13 protein-coding genes and 1 CRISPR repeat array are annotated in these 16,273 nt (G+C 44.4%); of the genes, 2 read left to right on the top strand and 11 right to left on the bottom strand.

The annotated features are described in order from the left end of the window. Positions 1-409 precede the first annotated feature (409 nt). Both rluC and cobB read left to right on the top strand, forming a co-directional pair. Positions 410-1,375 carry a 23S rRNA pseudouridine(955/2504/2580) synthase RluC gene (gene rluC / locus ACWA50_RS12315; protein WP_431052949.1) on the top strand — a complete coding sequence of 322 codons (966 nt, stop codon included), beginning with the start codon at positions 410-412 and terminating at the stop codon, positions 1,373-1,375. A 14-nt stretch (positions 1,376-1,389) separates the two neighbouring features. Continuing rightward, the gene (cobB, locus tag ACWA50_RS12320; protein WP_431052951.1) at positions 1,390-2,127 is read left to right on the top strand and encodes a Sir2 family NAD+-dependent deacetylase; all 738 of its coding nucleotides are present in this window, start codon (positions 1,390-1,392) and stop codon (positions 2,125-2,127) included. A gap of 319 nt (positions 2,128-2,446) precedes the next feature. On the opposite strand, the gene recD is transcribed toward cobB, so the two are convergent. The 11 genes from recD to csx16 form a co-directional block, all read right to left on the bottom strand. Beyond that, on the bottom strand, positions 2,447-4,423 hold the full coding sequence (recD, locus tag ACWA50_RS12325) for an exodeoxyribonuclease V subunit alpha (protein ID WP_431052953.1): 1,977 nt from the start codon (positions 4,421-4,423) through the stop codon (positions 2,447-2,449). After that, complete coding sequence (gene recB / locus ACWA50_RS12330) at positions 4,420-8,076, bottom strand: exodeoxyribonuclease V subunit beta (RefSeq protein ID WP_431052955.1); 3,657 nt, start codon at positions 8,074-8,076, stop codon at positions 4,420-4,422. The genes recD and recB overlap by 4 nt, the downstream gene beginning before the upstream one ends. A gap of 221 nt (positions 8,077-8,297) precedes the next feature. After that, positions 8,298-9,620, bottom strand: coding sequence for an NCS2 family permease (locus ACWA50_RS12335; protein ID WP_431052957.1), 1,323 nt, complete (start codon positions 9,618-9,620; stop codon positions 8,298-8,300). A gap of 204 nt (positions 9,621-9,824) precedes the next feature. Further along, on the bottom strand, positions 9,825-10,010 hold the full coding sequence (locus ACWA50_RS12340) for a hypothetical protein (RefSeq protein ID WP_431052959.1): 186 nt from the start codon (positions 10,008-10,010) through the stop codon (positions 9,825-9,827). A gap of 221 nt (positions 10,011-10,231) precedes the next feature. Then, a CRISPR array of direct repeats spans positions 10,232-11,053; the repeat unit is 37 nt; unit sequence GTCTTAATCCCTTTTTAGTCAGGGCTTATATTTGAAT. 164 nt (positions 11,054-11,217) lie between these two features. Continuing rightward, positions 11,218-11,499: a CRISPR-associated endonuclease Cas2 gene (gene cas2 / locus ACWA50_RS12345; protein ID WP_431052961.1), complete on the bottom strand. Its 282-nt coding sequence runs from the start codon at positions 11,497-11,499 to the stop codon at positions 11,218-11,220. A gap of 15 nt (positions 11,500-11,514) precedes the next feature. Beyond that, positions 11,515-12,585, bottom strand: a complete 1,071-nt coding sequence (gene cas1 / locus ACWA50_RS12350) for a CRISPR-associated endonuclease Cas1 (RefSeq protein ID WP_431052963.1) — start codon at positions 12,583-12,585, stop codon at positions 11,515-11,517. A gap of 6 nt (positions 12,586-12,591) precedes the next feature. Next, positions 12,592-12,876, bottom strand: a complete 285-nt coding sequence (cas2, locus tag ACWA50_RS12355; protein WP_431052965.1) for a CRISPR-associated endonuclease Cas2 — start codon at positions 12,874-12,876, stop codon at positions 12,592-12,594. Positions 12,877-13,018: 142 nt separating this feature from the next. Continuing rightward, positions 13,019-13,399: a hypothetical protein gene (locus tag ACWA50_RS12360; protein WP_431052967.1), complete on the bottom strand. Its 381-nt coding sequence runs from the start codon at positions 13,397-13,399 to the stop codon at positions 13,019-13,021. A 171-nt stretch (positions 13,400-13,570) separates the two neighbouring features. Continuing rightward, entirely contained in the window at positions 13,571-14,725 is a 1,155-nt protein-coding gene (csm6, locus tag ACWA50_RS12365) for a CRISPR-associated ring nuclease Csm6 (protein WP_431052969.1), read from the bottom strand. Further along, the gene (locus ACWA50_RS12370; protein WP_431052971.1) at positions 14,725-15,903 is read right to left on the bottom strand and encodes a Card1-like endonuclease domain-containing protein; all 1,179 of its coding nucleotides are present in this window, start codon (positions 15,901-15,903) and stop codon (positions 14,725-14,727) included. The genes csm6 and ACWA50_RS12370 overlap by 1 nt, the downstream gene beginning before the upstream one ends. An 18-nt stretch (positions 15,904-15,921) precedes the next feature. Continuing rightward, positions 15,922-16,218 (bottom strand): CRISPR-associated protein Csx16, encoded by a 297-nt coding sequence (gene csx16, locus ACWA50_RS12375; protein WP_431052973.1) that lies wholly within the window; start codon positions 16,216-16,218, stop codon positions 15,922-15,924. Between the last annotated feature and the right edge of the window lie 55 nt (positions 16,219-16,273).

The raw sequence follows: 16,273 nt of genomic DNA on the forward strand, positions 1-16,273 counted from the left end.
AGCTACAGTCAATCTCACGACTCTCTCTTGCCAGAGGTGCATTGATGGCATTACCGAACGCATAATGATTGAACATAACTGCGCCGGTAGAAACAAGATTTGCTTATTCATCCAATCTTGCAAGCGGACAAAAATTATCCCTAATTAAACCGAGACCCGAGAACGTCTTACACTAATTGTTGCGCTCAACTTGTCGCCTTCGGCAGTAGCTCGGGGCAACGCTCGGTTAAATGCCGCCAAGCGGCAAATTCTTTTTAAATCTATTTTGTTAGACATAATAAAACGAGTCATTATTTCATTTTACCCCCACACTTGGCAAGGCAAGATAAGAGAAATTTGCGCCGAAATCGCTTTTCTTGCGACTTTTCTTTATAATATGCGGTAAATCTCCTCAACCAGCCATAAGACAATGAAAGCACAAGACGAAATTCACCACAGCGTTCGCCTCCAAAACATTAACGCCGATCAAGCCGGACAGCGGATTGACAACTATTTGTTAAGCCAACTGAAAGGCGTGCCGAAAAGCCTGATTTACCGCATTATCCGCAAGGGCGAAGTGCGGGTGAACAAAGGGCGGGTCAAAGCGGAATATAAACTGCAAGCCAATGATATTGTGCGCATTCCGCCGGTGAAAACCTCGAGCAAAGAACAAGCGCCGATTTCCAATAAATTGCAGCAAGTGGCGCAACTGGAACAACAAATCCTGTTTGAAGACGAGGTGTTGTTGGTATTGAACAAACCGTCCGGTTTGGCGGTGCACGGCGGCAGCGGTTTGAGTTTCGGCGTGATCGAAGCCTTGCGCAGCCTGCGCCCGGAAGCCCGTTTTTTGGAATTGGTTCATCGTTTGGATCGCGATACCTCCGGCATTTTATTGGTCGCCAAAAAACGCTCGGCATTGCGCAATCTGCACGAACAACTGCGCAATAAAACCATTCAAAAAGAGTATCTGGCGTTGGTGCGCGGACAGTGGCAATCCCATTGCAAGGCGATTAATGCGCCGTTGAATAAAAACGAATTGGCAAGCGGCGAGCGGATTGTGCGCGTCAGCGAGCAAGGCAAACCGTCGGAAACCCGTTTCAGCGTGGAAGAACGCTACGGCGAACAAGCCACCTTGATTAAAGCCATGCCTATCACCGGACGCACCCACCAAATTCGGGTGCATACCCAATATGCCGGGCACCCGATTGCCCTCGACAGCAAATACGGCGATCAGGATTTCGATCAAAAAATGCAGGCTCTCGGCTTAAACCGCCTGTTTCTGCACGCCTACGCCATTCGCTTTGAACACCCGAAAAGCGGCGAAACCCTACGCCTGAGCGCAGAATTGGACAGCGGCATGAAAGGGATTTTGCGCCAGTTGCGTGAGCAAAAATAGACAAGGACAACAGCATGACCGACCGCACTTTCTCTGCGAACAACTCGCCCAAAATTGTGGTGCTGACCGGGGCGGGCATTTCCGCCGAATCGGGCATTCGCACCTTCCGCGCCAGCGATGGACTGTGGGAAGATCACCGAATTGAAGATGTCGCCACGCCGGAAGGTTTTCGCCGTAATCCCGAGTTGGTGCAACGTTTTTATAACCAACGCCGCCGACAACTACAACAGCCCGACATTCAGCCCAATCCGGCGCATTACGCCCTTGCCGAATTAGAACGGAAATTCGGTAAAAATGTATTAATTATCACGCAAAATGTGGACAATTTACACGAACGCGCCGGTAGCAAAAACCTGATTCATCTGCACGGCGAATTGTTAAAAGTACGCTGTGTGCATTGTGCGGCGGTCTATGAATGGCATAATGACATAACCGCAAGTGATCATTGCGCAACGTGCGGTGGCGGCTTGCGCCCGCATATCGTCTGGTTCGGTGAAATGCCGTTTGAAATGGAACGGATCTACAGCGCGCTGCACCAATGCGACTATTTTCTCTCGATCGGCACCAGCGGCAATGTTTACCCCGCCGCCGGTTTTGTCGAGGAAGCCAACTTCGCTAACGCCACCACCGTCGAACTCAACCTCGAACCCAGCAAAGGCAAAACCGCTTTCCAACAAAGCCGCTACGGCTTGGCAAGTGAAATTGTGCCGGAGTATTGTCAGATGTTGCTGAAAAAATATCAAATGAGTTGATTTGATTTTTATTCAAGCAGTACTTTATGTATCTACCAGTCACAGACTTTCGCCATCATTTTTTTATGTAAATTATCACAACGTGCACAACAAAACCCGATTTCTTGTGCACGTTATTTTAATATGCACAAAAAATGAAGATTTTTGTATGTGAGAAATACCAATCCCCGACAGCCATTTCACCGCAATCGGTTAGGCGCAGATGAGCAGTTTCTCTGACAGCCCCAGAGGGGCTGACTCAGCCGCAGGCTGCTTAACCGATTGCGACCGCAGGTCGCTGTCGGAAAACAAAAGTGCGGTAAAGTCCTCGGTTTATTTCCTACAACTCTCTCTTTTGCTCCAATCCCAAATACAACCCGCTCCTGCGCCGTATCGGTTGCTGTACCGCACTTTGCCAAATGCGTTGCGTGCCGAACAGGGTGAAGTGCGATTTGGCGCGGGTGACGGCGGTGTAGATCAGTTCGCGGCTTAAAATCGGGTTCATCGTCAACGGCAGCACAAGTGCGGTATGGGCGAATTCCGAGCCTTGCGATTTGTGCACCGTCATCACAAAGGCGGTTTCATGGGGCGGTACGCGGCTTGGGGAAATATCGCGATATTGCCCCTCACCATTTTCAAACCACACCCGGCTGTTGCCGTGTTTATCGGTTAAAAACAGACCGATGTCGCCGTTATATAACTCCACGGCGGTATCATTGTGAGATACCATAATCGGCTTGCCGTGATACCATTCATGGGCGTGGCGGAACTGTAATTTGCCCTGTTGCCGCAGCCGTTCGCTGATTGCCAGATTGAGTTGTTCCACGCCTAAATCCCCTTGGCGCAAGCCACTGAGCAAGCGCACTTGATTAAATGCGCTGAAAACCGCCTCGATTTTTTCGGGGGTGAATTCGTCCAGTGTCTGCACTTGCCGCAAATAGTCGTCGTACCACGCTGCTGCTTGCTGCAAAATCAGATTGACGGCAGTTAAAGTGCGGTTTCTTGCTAGAGAGATATTGTCTTGTAAATGATCCGAGCTTGGCAGCACGAGATTATAATCAAAGCAGGTCAGATCAGTATAATTGGCAAAATCCGCCCAACTCTGCGCACGCCCTTGATTTACGCCTTCGGCTAAGGCTTTAATCCCCGAATCGGCGCGGAAACGGTAGCTTTTGCGCAAAAAGCTCAGCCCATCGCGAATCGGATTGCCGTTCACTTGCGGCTCTAGCCGCTGCCCGGTCGCCAACCACAGATAATCACAATGTGCTGCGCTGTAGCCTTGTTGCAAAAAGCGGCACAATTCCGCCATCACTGCCCCCGCTTCCACCGAGCTGAGCTGATCCTTATCGCCCAATAACACCAGACGGGTATGCGGCGACAGCGCATTTAATAAGATCGCAAACAAATTGAGATCGACCATCGAGGCTTCATCGACCAACAGCAGATCCAGCGCTAACGGTTTGTCCGGCTGATAACGTCCGTTCGGGGCGCGTGGCGTCATGCCGAGCAAGCGGTGCAGAGTTTGCGCTTGCGTTGGAACTTGCCGTTTTAATTCGGCGGAAACCGCACTTGGCATAGCCTGCAACGCATGGTTAATCGATTCGCTCAAGCGTGCCGCCGCTTTGCCGGTCGGCGCGCTCAGGGCAATGTTCAACGGCGGTAATCCTAATTGTTGCCGCTGCCATTGCAAAGCGACTAATAAACTGCACACGGTGCGGGTTTTGCCGGTGCCCGGTCCGCCGGAAATCAGGCTGAACGGCTGGCGAAGTGCGGTCGCCACCGCGATTTTTTGCCAGTCGATTTCATCATTTTCAGATGTAAACAACAAATTTAAAAACGCGGCTAATTGTTGCGGCGCAAGGGATTGGGCATGCATTGCCACGCGCTGCGATAAACGCTGTACAATCTGCTGTTCGTCCCGCCAATTACGTTGCAAATACAACAAACCGTTCTCCCAACGTAACGGCGCAGATTGTGCGTTGTTTGAATCGCAAAACGCAATATGTCCTTGTAATACGTGCTGCCAGTCTGACGGCGCAAGATCGCCGAGCAAGCCGCGAAGTTGCAATAAGTGCGCCCGCTGTTCCGGCTGCATGGCGAGATCAAAAAAATCGCCGTGAGCGAAATCTTGCGGATCAAGGCAAGTGCTGCCGTTTTGCGCGGCATAGCTGGATAACGCCGCCAATAACACCGCTAAATTGGCAATCGGTTGCGGATAGGCATAGGTTTGTTGTTTATTGTCGATTAAACGGGCGAACTGGTAATCGAGCGGGCTAATCAAGCCGTTTTGTTTAAGTTGCGCCAAAATCGTGATCATACTGCCCCCACCAAAAGTTTATCCAGTCCGTCGATTAACGACCAATCCGGTTTATCAAAATACACGCCGCTATCGCTGCTTACGCCGTCCATGCCGCGTAAAAACAGATAATACACGCCGCCGAAATCACGCTGATAATCATAGTGCGGATCGCGCTGTTGCAAATAGCGGTGCAGTGCCAAGGTATAAATCAAATATTGCAAATCATAACGTTGATAGGCGATCACATTGGCAAGTTGCGCCGACTGATAGGCTTGATAGCCCTCGCCCAAATAATTGGATTTATAGTCGATCAGATAATATTTGCCGCTCACACGGCAGACCAAATCAATAAAACCGCGCAACATGCCTTGAATTTGATCCAGTTGCAACGGCGCTTGTTGTGCCGCCAACGGGTGATATTGTCGCAATAAACGGTTTAACTGCGGCACATTCAGCGGCGCGTCCATGCTGATCATAAATGCCATTTCCTTGAGGCAATCCTGAGCAGGCAAATCCGCCAACCGCACTTTTGTTTTCCCAAAAGGCGCTGTTGTCAAAAACGGGGTTTGGTACAGTTGTTGTAACCAGTATTGTAACGGCGCAAGCCATTCGTCCGCCGCTAAATTCAACTGTCGGCACAAATCGGGGAGCGCCTCCGCCGACGGAGCTTGGCTAAAATCGGCATATTGCAGCCAATGGTGCAGCACATTCCCGACCTTCGCCCCTTGCGGCAAAGTAAACGGATTATGTATTTGCCCTTGCCACTGTTTCAGCTCAATCTGCGCCGACGGCTGATTAAGCCATAAACTGAAATCCAGATGTTCACTGTCATAATCCGCGCCGCTATCGTGATAATGTTCGCTTTTTAAGCTGTTTTCGCTTGGCTGCTGACGGTTTTGCCTGCGTTGCTGATTACGCTGCTGCATGGCGGCAAGGGCGGTAAAACTGCCGACCGTCCAGTTTTGTTCAATCTGCCCGTCAAAATTCGCTGCCTCTAAGGTTTCGGCTTGCGCAACCGCAGCACGCCAATCATCGGCTTGCAGATCGGAAAGTGCGGTCAGGCTGTAATCGTCGTCCGCTAAATAACGGCTGAGTTGCGCAGCGGTGTTCCATTCAAGATTATTTTTCGCTTGTAACAACATTGCGTTATCCGACAACAAATACGCCAGCGCATTCCAATTGGATTTTGTATTTAATTTCGTAGGGAAACCGATATTTAACTGATAACGGGCGCGGGTTAAGGCGACGTATAATAGGCGCAGCTCTTCCGCCAACCGCTCTTGCAGATTTTCTTGTTGGTGGCTGTCGTCCAAATCGTAACAAAGTTGATTTTGCCCGTCGTGATAGCGTTGCAGCCGCTGAGATTCGCCTTTTTTCTTGGCAAAACCACTGCCGAGAAACGGCAGCCACACCACGCCATATTCCAAGCCTTTGGATTTATGAATGGTGACGATCTTGACTAAATTGCGCTCGCTTTCCAAACGCAACCGCACTTCGTCCGCTTCGGGATCGTGGTTGTTGATCATCGTTTCAAACCAACTCAACAAGGCGTGTTCGTTCTCGTTCAGGCTCGCGCCTTGTTGTAAAAATTCCGCCAAATGCAGAATATCGGTGATGGCTCGCTCGCCGTCGGGCATTGCCAACAGTTTCGCCACCAGCTTTTGTTGTTGCAACAGGCGATGAATCATCGGCAACACGCCCTGCGTCTGCCACAAACGTTGATAATAACTAAAATCGCGAATCCAACGCTCCCACGCCCGTTCGTCTTGGCGCAATTGGCTTAACTGCTGTGCATTAAATTGGAACAAGCGGCTCGCCAACACTTTCATCAGCGTGCTTTCCTGCTGCGGATTCAGACACGCCGCCAGCAGATAGCTGATCGCCTGCGCCCAATCGCTTTCTAACACCGAGCTACGATCCGACAGGTAAACGCTTTGAATGCCGAGATTTGCCAACGCTTGTTTAACCTGTTTCGCCTCATTAACATTGCGCACCAGCACCGCCAAATCCTTTGCCGCTAATGTCAAATTCGGATCGCTAAACCGCACTTCACCCTGTTCAATGCCTTTCAGCCATTGTTGAATCGAGGCGGCGCACGCCGTTGCCATATCGGACTTATCGTCTTCACTCAACATAACATTCAGCGGTTTTTGCTGAACGCCGTTCAAATGTAATTGCACCGCACTTTTACCGGCATTGACCGCTTGGAATTGGATTTGAGGATAGATAAACGGCGTTGCGGCATGAGCGAACAGTTTGTTCACGGCGGCAATTAATTGCGGAGTGGAACGCCAATTGGTATCAAGGGTGAAGCGTTGCTGCGCCTGTTCGGCAGCGGTGAGATAGGTGAAAATATCGGCATTACGGAAAGCATAAATCGACTGTTTCGGATCGCCGATCATAATCATGCCGCTGTCACGACTGTCCGCCTGATCGAGATACAGCCGTTTGAAAATCTGATACTGCTCTAAATCGGTATCTTGAAATTCATCAATCATCGCGAACGGAAACTGTTGGCGGATCAACTGCGCCAAACTCTGTCCGTTTTCGGCATAAAGTGCGGTTTTCAGCCGTTGCAACAGATCGCCGAAGCCCATTTCTTTATGGCTCGCCTTGTGAGCGGCGATCTTAGCGCGCACGCCGTGGATATAGTGCCAAAGCAGCATTTTTGCGAAAAACGCCTCGTCTGTTGCCGCCAGTTGATCCACTTGCTGAAACAGGTCGTGCGAGATTTCTGCTGCGCCTTTGCTTTTTTGATCCAGTTTTTGTTGTGAAAAATAGTGAATGAGTTTTTCATGCAAACTGCTGTCTGAACCGTTCGCCCATTGTGCGATCGCCTCAAACGCCGGCTCAATATAGCGCGTTTGATAACTGCGTCCGTCCAGTTGCTTTTGTTGCATGGCTTGTAAAATTAAGGCTTGAATATCCGCGTGTTGCGCCAACCAATCTGCTTTAAAGCGCGCAATTTGAGCAAGATGTGCCATCAAATGGTGTTGCAAAAAAGCGTTTAAATCGCCCTGCGTAAAATCCGACCGCACTTGTGGCATTTCGCCGCTGAGATCGGCTTTAATCCGTTTTAATACCTCCTCCGGCGACTTTAAATGCGTCGCGATAAAACGGCTGATCGCCAAATTTTGCGAATAAAACTGTTCACGCCAATACTCTCGGCAAAAGCGCAACAGCAAATCATCATCTTGCGTTTGCAATTCCAAATTAAAATGCACGCCGGAATCAAAGGCATAGCGCATTAGCATACGGTAACAGAAACCGTGAATGGTGAAAATCGCGGCGGTATCCATATCCTGCTGCGCCAGTTCCAAGCGCAACACCGCACTTGGCAAATCGGCTTTGACCGCGTGGAACAGGTCTAAAATAAACGGATCTTGGCTTGGCGGTTCGGCTAATTGCTGCTGCAAGACTTGGTTAAACAAGCCTTTGACTTCCACGATCCGAGTGCGAATCCGATCTTTCAGCTCTTGCGTTGCCGCTTCGGTGAAGGTCATCACCAAAATCTGCTCCACCGTTAAGGCACGGCTTAAGCCGTTTTCACCGGCATTGAGCAATAAGCGCAAATACAAAGCGACCATGGTGTAGGTTTTGCCTGTGCCAGCAGAGGCTTCAATCAGGGAAACGCTGTTGAGAGGGTGAGTAATCGGATTGAGTTTTTGCATGGGCGCGGTGTTCCCTTTAAATATCAATGGATATTCCACCGCCAGCGTTGAATAATTAACCAAAGGTTAGCGCTATTGTAGGGGCGGATGATATATCCGCCCGACCGCACTTTATTCTGCTTCTAGCTGGCAAAATAGCGTATCCCGTCAGTGGGCGATATCATCCGCCCCTACTTTAATCATCAAAAATGGTTGTGCATATCCATTCTGGTGTTATTAAATCAGTGCATAATCCCTTTATCAATAAAGATGATTTTCACCAAGAACAGAATCGACACCACCCACACCGGAATCGAGATTTGTGAGGCTTTGCCGGTGAATAATTTCATCACGCAATAGCTGATAAAGCCAAACGCAATCCCTTCGGTGATGGAATAAGTAAACGGCATTAACGCCGCGGTAATAAACGCCGGCGTGGCTTCGGTCAAATCGTCCCAACGCACTTTAATCAGGCTGGAAGACATCAAAATCCCCACATAAATCAACGCCCCGGCGGTGGCATACAACGGCACTAACGCCGCTAATGGCGACAGGAAGATCACTAACAGGAATAAAATCCCGGTCACGATTGCGGTTAAGCCGGTGCGCCCGCCGACAGACACGCCGGAGCTGCTTTCGATATACGCCGTCACCGATGATGTGCCGATATACGCCCCGGTTACCGAGCTGATACTATCGACAAACAACGCTTGTTTCATTTTCGGGAAACGCCCTTTGTCGTCGGCTAAACCGGCTTTTTCGGTCACGCCCAATAACGTACCCGATGAATCGAACAGGTTGACTAGCATAAATGAAAACACGATTCCCAATAAACCGATATCCAAGGCACCGGCTAAATCAACCTGCCCGACCACATTCGACACGCTCGGCGGCATTGAGAAAATGCCTTGGTATTCTACATTGCCCAATAACAACGAAAGTGCGGTCACCACCGCAATCGACACCAGCACCGCGGCATGGATATTACGCGACGCCAAAATCACGATAATAAAGAAGCCCAAAATCGCCAATAACACTTGTGAAGAATACAGATTGCCCAAGGTCACTAAGGTTGCCGGGCTTGCCACCACGATACCGGAATTTTGGAAACCCATTAAGGCGATAAACAGCCCGATCCCGGCGGTAATGCCGACACGCAAACCGGTCGGAATGCTGGCAATCAACCAATACCGCACTTGGAACAATGTGAGCAAAAACAGCCCGACTGCGCCCCAAAAAATCGTGCCCATGCCCACCTGCCAAGACAGACCGAGTTTCGACACCACGGTATAAGCAAAAAACGCGTTCAAGCCCATTGCCGGCGCAAGGGCGACCGGTAAATTGGCGAATAAGCCCATAAAAATACTGCCGAACGCCGCAATCAGTGCGGTGGTGATAAACACGCTTTGGCTGTCCATTCCGGCGACACCCAGAATCGACGGATTGACAAACACGATATACACCATCGTCAAAAACGTGGTGATCCCGGCGATAATTTCGGTTTTCACCGTTGTGCCGTGCTGTTGCAGTTTAAAAAAACGTTGCAGTAAGCATTGATTTTGCATAGTAAGTTCCAGTTATCAATAAAAAAGAATCAAAAAAGAATCAAAAAAGAGACAATAATAAATTGGAAAAACCGAAAAATTTTGCGTTTGGCTTTTCGTCAGTATGGTAGCAAAAACCCGCCGGAGCCGCGATGTGTTTTTAGTCGGAAAAAGAAAAGTGCGGTAAAAAAGTGCGTTCAAACAGAAAAACGAGGAAAAACGGAATTACGCCACGCCTAAAAAGCCAAAACCTGAATCGAGGTTTTCTCTTTTCAGGTTTTGTTTATTCAGCTTTCTCATCGCTTTGTAGCTTTTTTCGTGAATCTGATGACGGGTGAACTTCGCCATATTCTTCGCCACAAAGTTATTCACCGCACTTTCATGCGGTTGCGCTTGTTTTTTCTTCTTCATACTCATATTTCCTTTTAGCAATAAAACAGTGTTGATAAATTAAACAGCTGTTCAAGCCGCTATTTTAGGGGAAACGGATGGTTTGTCAATACAACTTAATAAATATATATAATGCTTATTTAATATTCTATTTATTTATAATTATCTTTAAGTCAGCACCATCTAATCAAAGCTTAATTTATTTGAATTGTTGGTTCCGTTAGAAACATCTTCGTTCAAAGAACTTAATCCCTTTTTAGTCAGGGCTTATATTTGAATAGAGAATTTAACCATGAAACCATTCAATCCGAACTGTCTTAATCCCTTTTTAGTCAGGGCTTATATTTGAATCAACTCCTTTTTGTTTAGTTTGCCCTCTTTGTGAGGTCTTAATCCCTTTTTAGTCAGGGCTTATATTTGAATTCAAGCATGCTTAGCATCTGTGTAGATTACAATGGGTCTTAATCCCTTTTTAGTCAGGGCTTATATTTGAATTGACCGAGTTCACAGATATTATCAACTCGTTCTGTCTTAATCCCTTTTTAGTCAGGGCTTATATTTGAATACAGATAACACTGTGCCTTGGTGGGAGCAAGGTGTGTCTTAATCCCTTTTTAGTCAGGGCTTATATTTGAATCCAATTCTCCTCGCCTACATCTAACACCTTTAACTTGTCTTAATCCCTTTTTAGTCAGGGCTTATATTTGAATTCCGACGGGTACTGCAAGCGGGCGGAGAAGTCGTGTCTTAATCCCTTTTTAGTCAGGGCTTATATTTGAATACATGAACCCGACACGGGAACAATTCATCAGTGCGTCTTAATCCCTTTTTAGTCAGGGCTTATATTTGAATTTTTTACAGGGCGTTGGTGACAATCTTTGACTTGGTCTTAATCCCTTTTTAGTCAGGGCTTATATTTGAATATTACAGTCGCCGTTATAAAGATACGGAGGATTTTGGTCTTAATCCCTTTTTAGTCAGGGCTTATATTTGAATTAGGGTCGCATTGGTTCACCGAGTCAGAAGCGTCTTAATCCCTTTTTAGTCAGGGCTTATATTTGAATAGCAGACATTAATAAAAAACTTTTTAATCAATATGTTATATTGATATTTCCCAATTTTTAAAGAACCATAAAGAGCTGGTTCAAGTTTTGATGAAATAATAGTCAATTTATAATCCGTCAACGCTCATTGGTGATCCAACAGGTTGATATTATAACGGTATCACTCAAGTGAGTCCAGCGGGTAATCCTGTCCAATAAATTCCCTCTGGCATAAAGGATTTCCCCAAGCGCCATTGAATTCCTTGTGTTGGAAGCTGGTACACTCGAAAATCATCTTCTTTTTTATTTATAAGTGCTAATACTTCATCAATACAAGTTTGTAGCTGTTTCTTGTTACCTTCAAACAAGAAAATACTGTACTGAATCGGTGTCGCATAGTGGCATAATTTCTTATATGCTCGTTGCAAACGCTTTGGATCACTCACATCATAACCTAATAAATACATATCAACTCCTCCCTATTAAAAACAAAATTCAACATTTTCTAACATAGTGCGTTGATTAAAAAAGTAAGGTGCAAGTGCGGTCTCCCAATTTTGTTGCAATAATTGTTGGGATGTTTCACTACTACGTCGTTGAGGCAAGAGCATGTTTAAACTACTTTGCTTTAACACCAATGCTAAAGCCCGGCAGTTTTCAGTCAACATTTTCCGCCAAAGCATAACCGCTTTTTCATAGGCAGAATAAAATTGAACCCGTCCTGTTTTACCCAACAGACACCCTTCATTTGTGGTACTAAAATATTCTTCACGTAAAATGCGGTCACGAAAACAACCAAGCAGCCAATTATCAACTAAAGGGCGCAATGGCTCGATTAAGTCACAAGCTAATGACTCGCGTCCAAAATCTAATCCGTGAAAAAATCCAATATAGGGATCGAGCCCAGCTCCATAAGCAGCCAACACAGCTTCGCCATGTAAGAGCGTATAAGCTAATGATAAAACGGCATTAAATGGATCACGTGGCGGGCGACGATTTCTACCGGCAAATTTTAAATGTGACGGTAAATAAATACTTAATGCGGTGAAATAAACAGCAGCCGCCCGCCCTTCAATTCCCCGTAAGGAAGCGACTGTCGATTGCTGAAATACACGCTGAATTAAATTATCTAATTCTTCAGCACGAGCCGAAAGCAAACATTTTTTATCCATTCGTTTATGACTAGCTTGCCACATCCAATTTTTTTGTGTAACTAATTTCAACAAAACAAGTTTTTTGGCAAACGTTAAGCAGAAAGATTCATCACTTGCAAGGGCATATTGAGCTAAACGTCGAGCTGCATCGTTATGTGGTCGAGACATAAATAACGTTGGGCTATTTTTTCTACCTGAAAGACAGATAATGCCAATATTTTTTTCGCCTAATTTTGCAAGCAATGACGCCTGTAATTTCACATCGCCTTTAATATAAATACGTTCAATTGGGGCTAGTGGAATCGTACCAATACGTTCATCATTTTCATAACAAATCAAAGCTTCATTTTGTAGTTTTAATTCCGTTCCTTTGCGATCAATATAAAGACTAGACATCATAGCTCCTTAAACCCATAAAAAAGGCTCTGTTGATTGCTGTTTTGCTTTGCCAAAAAATTGTCTTTCACAATTGTCATATAGTTGAAAAATATAAAGTCGATCCTGTTCTGTATCAATAGAATCTAGTAGATCTGACTTGAGCTTCAATAATTCATGTTTTGTCAACCAGCAGTCATAAAATGATTTTTGCCCACTTACCGCATAGCTTTCAATTTTCTTATGCACACAACGCAGCCGTTTGCTTTCTGTAATATCATAAGCGATTAAATAAAAAGAACGCGTGCTATCCATCAATATTCCTTCGTTCGTTTAACAAGAAATGCAACCACAAGGTTTCATTCCTACTAATTTTAAAAAACATTCATCTAAATTAAGCTCTTGCTTGGAAATATGATGAAATTAATACTAATTTAAAATGCTTGCAGTAATACTTCTAATTGAATCGCCTGCTAACATTGCAAGTATTTAACAATTTATTCCACTGTTTATTCTTGCTCAACCAATTATCTGAATGGCTGTTATACAAATAATAGGCTTCTACGCCATAACCAAATCCTTCCGGTGCTGATACAGATAATTCATCGTCATCAATATAACGAACATAGTCTTTATTTAATTTTCTCCGTAATGCTTCAATATTATGAATCCATTTTTTCCCATCTTTTATAAAATAGCGACCATTAAAAGCTCTCTCATCCTGAATTTCAGTATAGCCCAAAGCAATAGCTTTAATTTCACTATCCGTATAAGGTTTGAAAATATAAGGCAGTGTTGAATTTTCCGTATTTTTATTGGTATAAAACTCACTTCTCATTATATTCTCCTTACCAATTCTTGATATTCAGTAATAGAAATTATAGTGAGTGTGAGCCTAAATTGAGGGTATTACAAATCTGTAATAGATGATAATAAAAATCCAAGAATGGAAAAATAAAAAAGGAAAATATTACCTATCTTCCTTAAAACATCCAATCTATAAGATAGGCTAATCTTGAGCCACGGGGATAGGGAACCGGCAGGCTTTAATCTCTGCTTCAATCGCAGTTAAATCAATATGTTCTGCTTCAACCCCCAGTGTATAACACCGGGATTTAGACGATGGTATATAAGGTACATTTTTAGAATTATTATTTAGCCCAATTGCCGCTTTATATTTTTTAGTGATATCCGTTTTTGATTCAGAAAGTAAACTTTTAAAATCCTCGCCTAGACGAGTACTTTCATTGCCCACAGATTTTAGAATAACCATATAAAGATCAATAACTTTCTGTATCTTATTTTCATCAGGGCTTTCATATTGATAGGATAAACCCCGTTTTTTAAATAAACATAATGAAAGTAATAAAGCATAGCCACGCGGTGATAGACGTAATATTTCACAACCAAAGCGCACTTTTCGATCATCAATTGGCGTTAAAAAGGTGATTGTTGGCGTTTGCAAGGCATTTTGTGCTTTCTCAACCGATTGACTATAAGATAAATGGCTTCGCAATAAGCCGTCAGGCACGCCTAAACCAAGCCGCACCCAAGGAATTTCGGCTAACATCACTTTTGCCTGTGACACATCAATTTCTATCCCCTCGAGATCATTGATCATATGTGTATTCGGTTTTGGATAGAAAAATGTTGGCAAATTTTCATAACGCTCTTCCACCAAAACATGGGAAAGCGAATCCTGTTCACGCCCATACAATGACAACGCATAGCCTAAGAAAAAGCCCATCGTTTTGCGCCCGCCTGCGATCGAAGCATGAAGTGCGGTATCTTGTCGCTGACAAAATTCACTCACCAAACCAACAATTTGATCCGCAGCTAATTTATTTTCTTCAGGCGTGCGAATATCAGTTAAATCCATATTTTCACTATTTTGAATAACATGAATACAGCTTTCATCAAAATGGATGGCTGGCAAATGGTAATCTGCACAAAACTCAGCCAATGCACCTTCCGCCTTTTTACGCCCGCCTTCAATCCCAAGCAACGCATCCATAATCTCCTCTTTGCCCGGCAAGGTAGTAATCACATGCAATTCTGTTGGGATAAATTTTTTCTCCGTAACTAACGCATAAAGTGTTTCCGTGATCACCGCCGGGGACATTCCAGTGACTGAAAGCAGTATATTTTTCTTAATCTGGCTCATTATTTTCCTATCCAATTTTGAATTTTACTTTTCAACTGTTGCAATTCTTTTCCATGAATCACTTCGATTTTAAGTTCTTTTGCACGATTTCGATCGGCTTCATTCAGTTCGAAATAACTGACTAAACATTTTTTCGTCATCAAACCGCCATAATCTTTGAGTGCTTCCAGTTTATAGAGAATGCTTTCAGGTTTATCCGCTGATTTTTTACTCTGCATTATAGCGGTTTTGCACTCTACAATATGTAATTTATTATTGGCAATGAACACCACATCAAACTCATTTTTATTGCCTTTATTTTTTTCATCCCACGTTGATTTATTCGGGTTGTAATTGGTATTTCCCACTTCCAAATTCAGTGAAATATCTTGTACTTTATTGATATTTTTAAGCTCACTAAATACCACTTCTTCTAACCAACCGCCATTGAGTTTTTCCTTGGTTGCTTTATTTTTGAAATTGACACGCTCCCCATCAAATGCAATTATCTCTTCATCATGCAGTTCAAATAAGAAGTCGGTTAAGCCATTTTGTTTAAGTTCTTTATGCTCAAGTGCGGTTTTGTAGCCTGAATTTTCAGAACGGCTTGCAATACCATTTAATTGAGGAATGAGATTTCGATAGCGATCATAATAGTGAATAAATTCCTTAACCAAATCTAATTCAGATTCATTCACTGCTAATTTTTGCTCAGACACCACCGAATGCCCATATGCCATCAAATAGTTTTCCATGGTGATTTTAGTTGAGAGATGAATATCAGCCATTCGTTTTTTCTCTGCTGATTGGGATACAAAAACAATGCGATTTTTATCGGTGTCCATATAAAAAATCGGTTTATCTGCCATTGAAAATACATTTTGAGCAGCTATTGCCATCAGTTTTGTGCCACCCGTTACATTCAGCGCAATATCCTCACTTTCATATTGCGAAACAATATCTGCAATACGATCTTCAAGCTCTGCAAATTCAAATATATCGGCAAGATTTTCTAAAACAACATTCACACCTAATTTTTCAACGGTGTTTTTAAGAAATTTGGCTTGTTCTTTCATCTTGTTGGAAACCAAAAAAACCGCTTTTTTCGGTTTAAATTGCGGATCTAAGATCGGTAGTAAATTGGCGGCTGCTTGTACTGAAATTAAACAAAAGTGAATATCATATTTTGCGGCCATCATTTTCTCCTGAATTAATTTTTACTGTTCTAATGCTTTCACATAAAAAGGCATTAATCGGCAAGATTGCTGATTAAGTTGTTCTCTCGTTAATTCTTTCCCACGCTGATGTTCTTGCACGTTTAGCGACAAAAAATAAACTTTAGCCCCTTTTTGACACACTTGTGCAGCTAAATGGAGCGGTAATGTGCCCATCACAATATCCCCTGCTTGGATCTGCCCAACCTCTAAATGGCTAACCCAATGATCCACCATAATCGGCTGTTGTTTCATCCACTCCACTGTCCCTTGATGACGGGAAATAAACCATGTTGCCATATTTTAAATGTTAATTACCTTATGTTATTAATAGAAAGCCTAGCATAAGGTAATT

It is taken from the genome of Testudinibacter sp. P17/SS/0325 (genome assembly GCF_053570765.1).

What these genes read in the sequence shown, in the direction of transcription:
- cas2 (WP_431052965.1), bottom strand. Translation starts at nt 12,876, where the DNA reads ATGGATAGCACGCGTTCTTTTTATTTAATCGCTTATGATATTACAGAA.
- ACWA50_RS12335 (WP_431052957.1), bottom strand. Translation starts at nt 9,620, where the DNA reads ATGCAAAATCAATGCTTACTGCAACGTTTTTTTAAACTGCAACAGCAC.
- ACWA50_RS12360 (WP_431052967.1), bottom strand. Translation starts at nt 13,399, where the DNA reads ATGAGAAGTGAGTTTTATACCAATAAAAATACGGAAAATTCAACACTG.
- ACWA50_RS12370 (WP_431052971.1), bottom strand. Translation starts at nt 15,903, where the DNA reads ATGATGGCCGCAAAATATGATATTCACTTTTGTTTAATTTCAGTACAA.
- ACWA50_RS12340 (WP_431052959.1), bottom strand. Translation starts at nt 10,010, where the DNA reads ATGAAGAAGAAAAAACAAGCGCAACCGCATGAAAGTGCGGTGAATAAC.
- csm6 (WP_431052969.1), bottom strand. Translation starts at nt 14,725, where the DNA reads ATGAGCCAGATTAAGAAAAATATACTGCTTTCAGTCACTGGAATGTCC.
- cas2 (WP_431052961.1), bottom strand. Translation starts at nt 11,499, where the DNA reads ATGTATTTATTAGGTTATGATGTGAGTGATCCAAAGCGTTTGCAACGA.
- cas1 (WP_431052963.1), bottom strand. Translation starts at nt 12,585, where the DNA reads ATGATGTCTAGTCTTTATATTGATCGCAAAGGAACGGAATTAAAACTA.
- cobB (WP_431052951.1), top strand. Translation starts at nt 1,390, where the DNA reads ATGACCGACCGCACTTTCTCTGCGAACAACTCGCCCAAAATTGTGGTG.
- recD (WP_431052953.1), bottom strand. Translation starts at nt 4,423, where the DNA reads ATGATCACGATTTTGGCGCAACTTAAACAAAACGGCTTGATTAGCCCG.
- csx16 (WP_431052973.1), bottom strand. Translation starts at nt 16,218, where the DNA reads ATGGCAACATGGTTTATTTCCCGTCATCAAGGGACAGTGGAGTGGATG.
- recB (WP_431052955.1), bottom strand. Translation starts at nt 8,076, where the DNA reads ATGCAAAAACTCAATCCGATTACTCACCCTCTCAACAGCGTTTCCCTG.
- rluC (WP_431052949.1), top strand. Translation starts at nt 410, where the DNA reads ATGAAAGCACAAGACGAAATTCACCACAGCGTTCGCCTCCAAAACATT.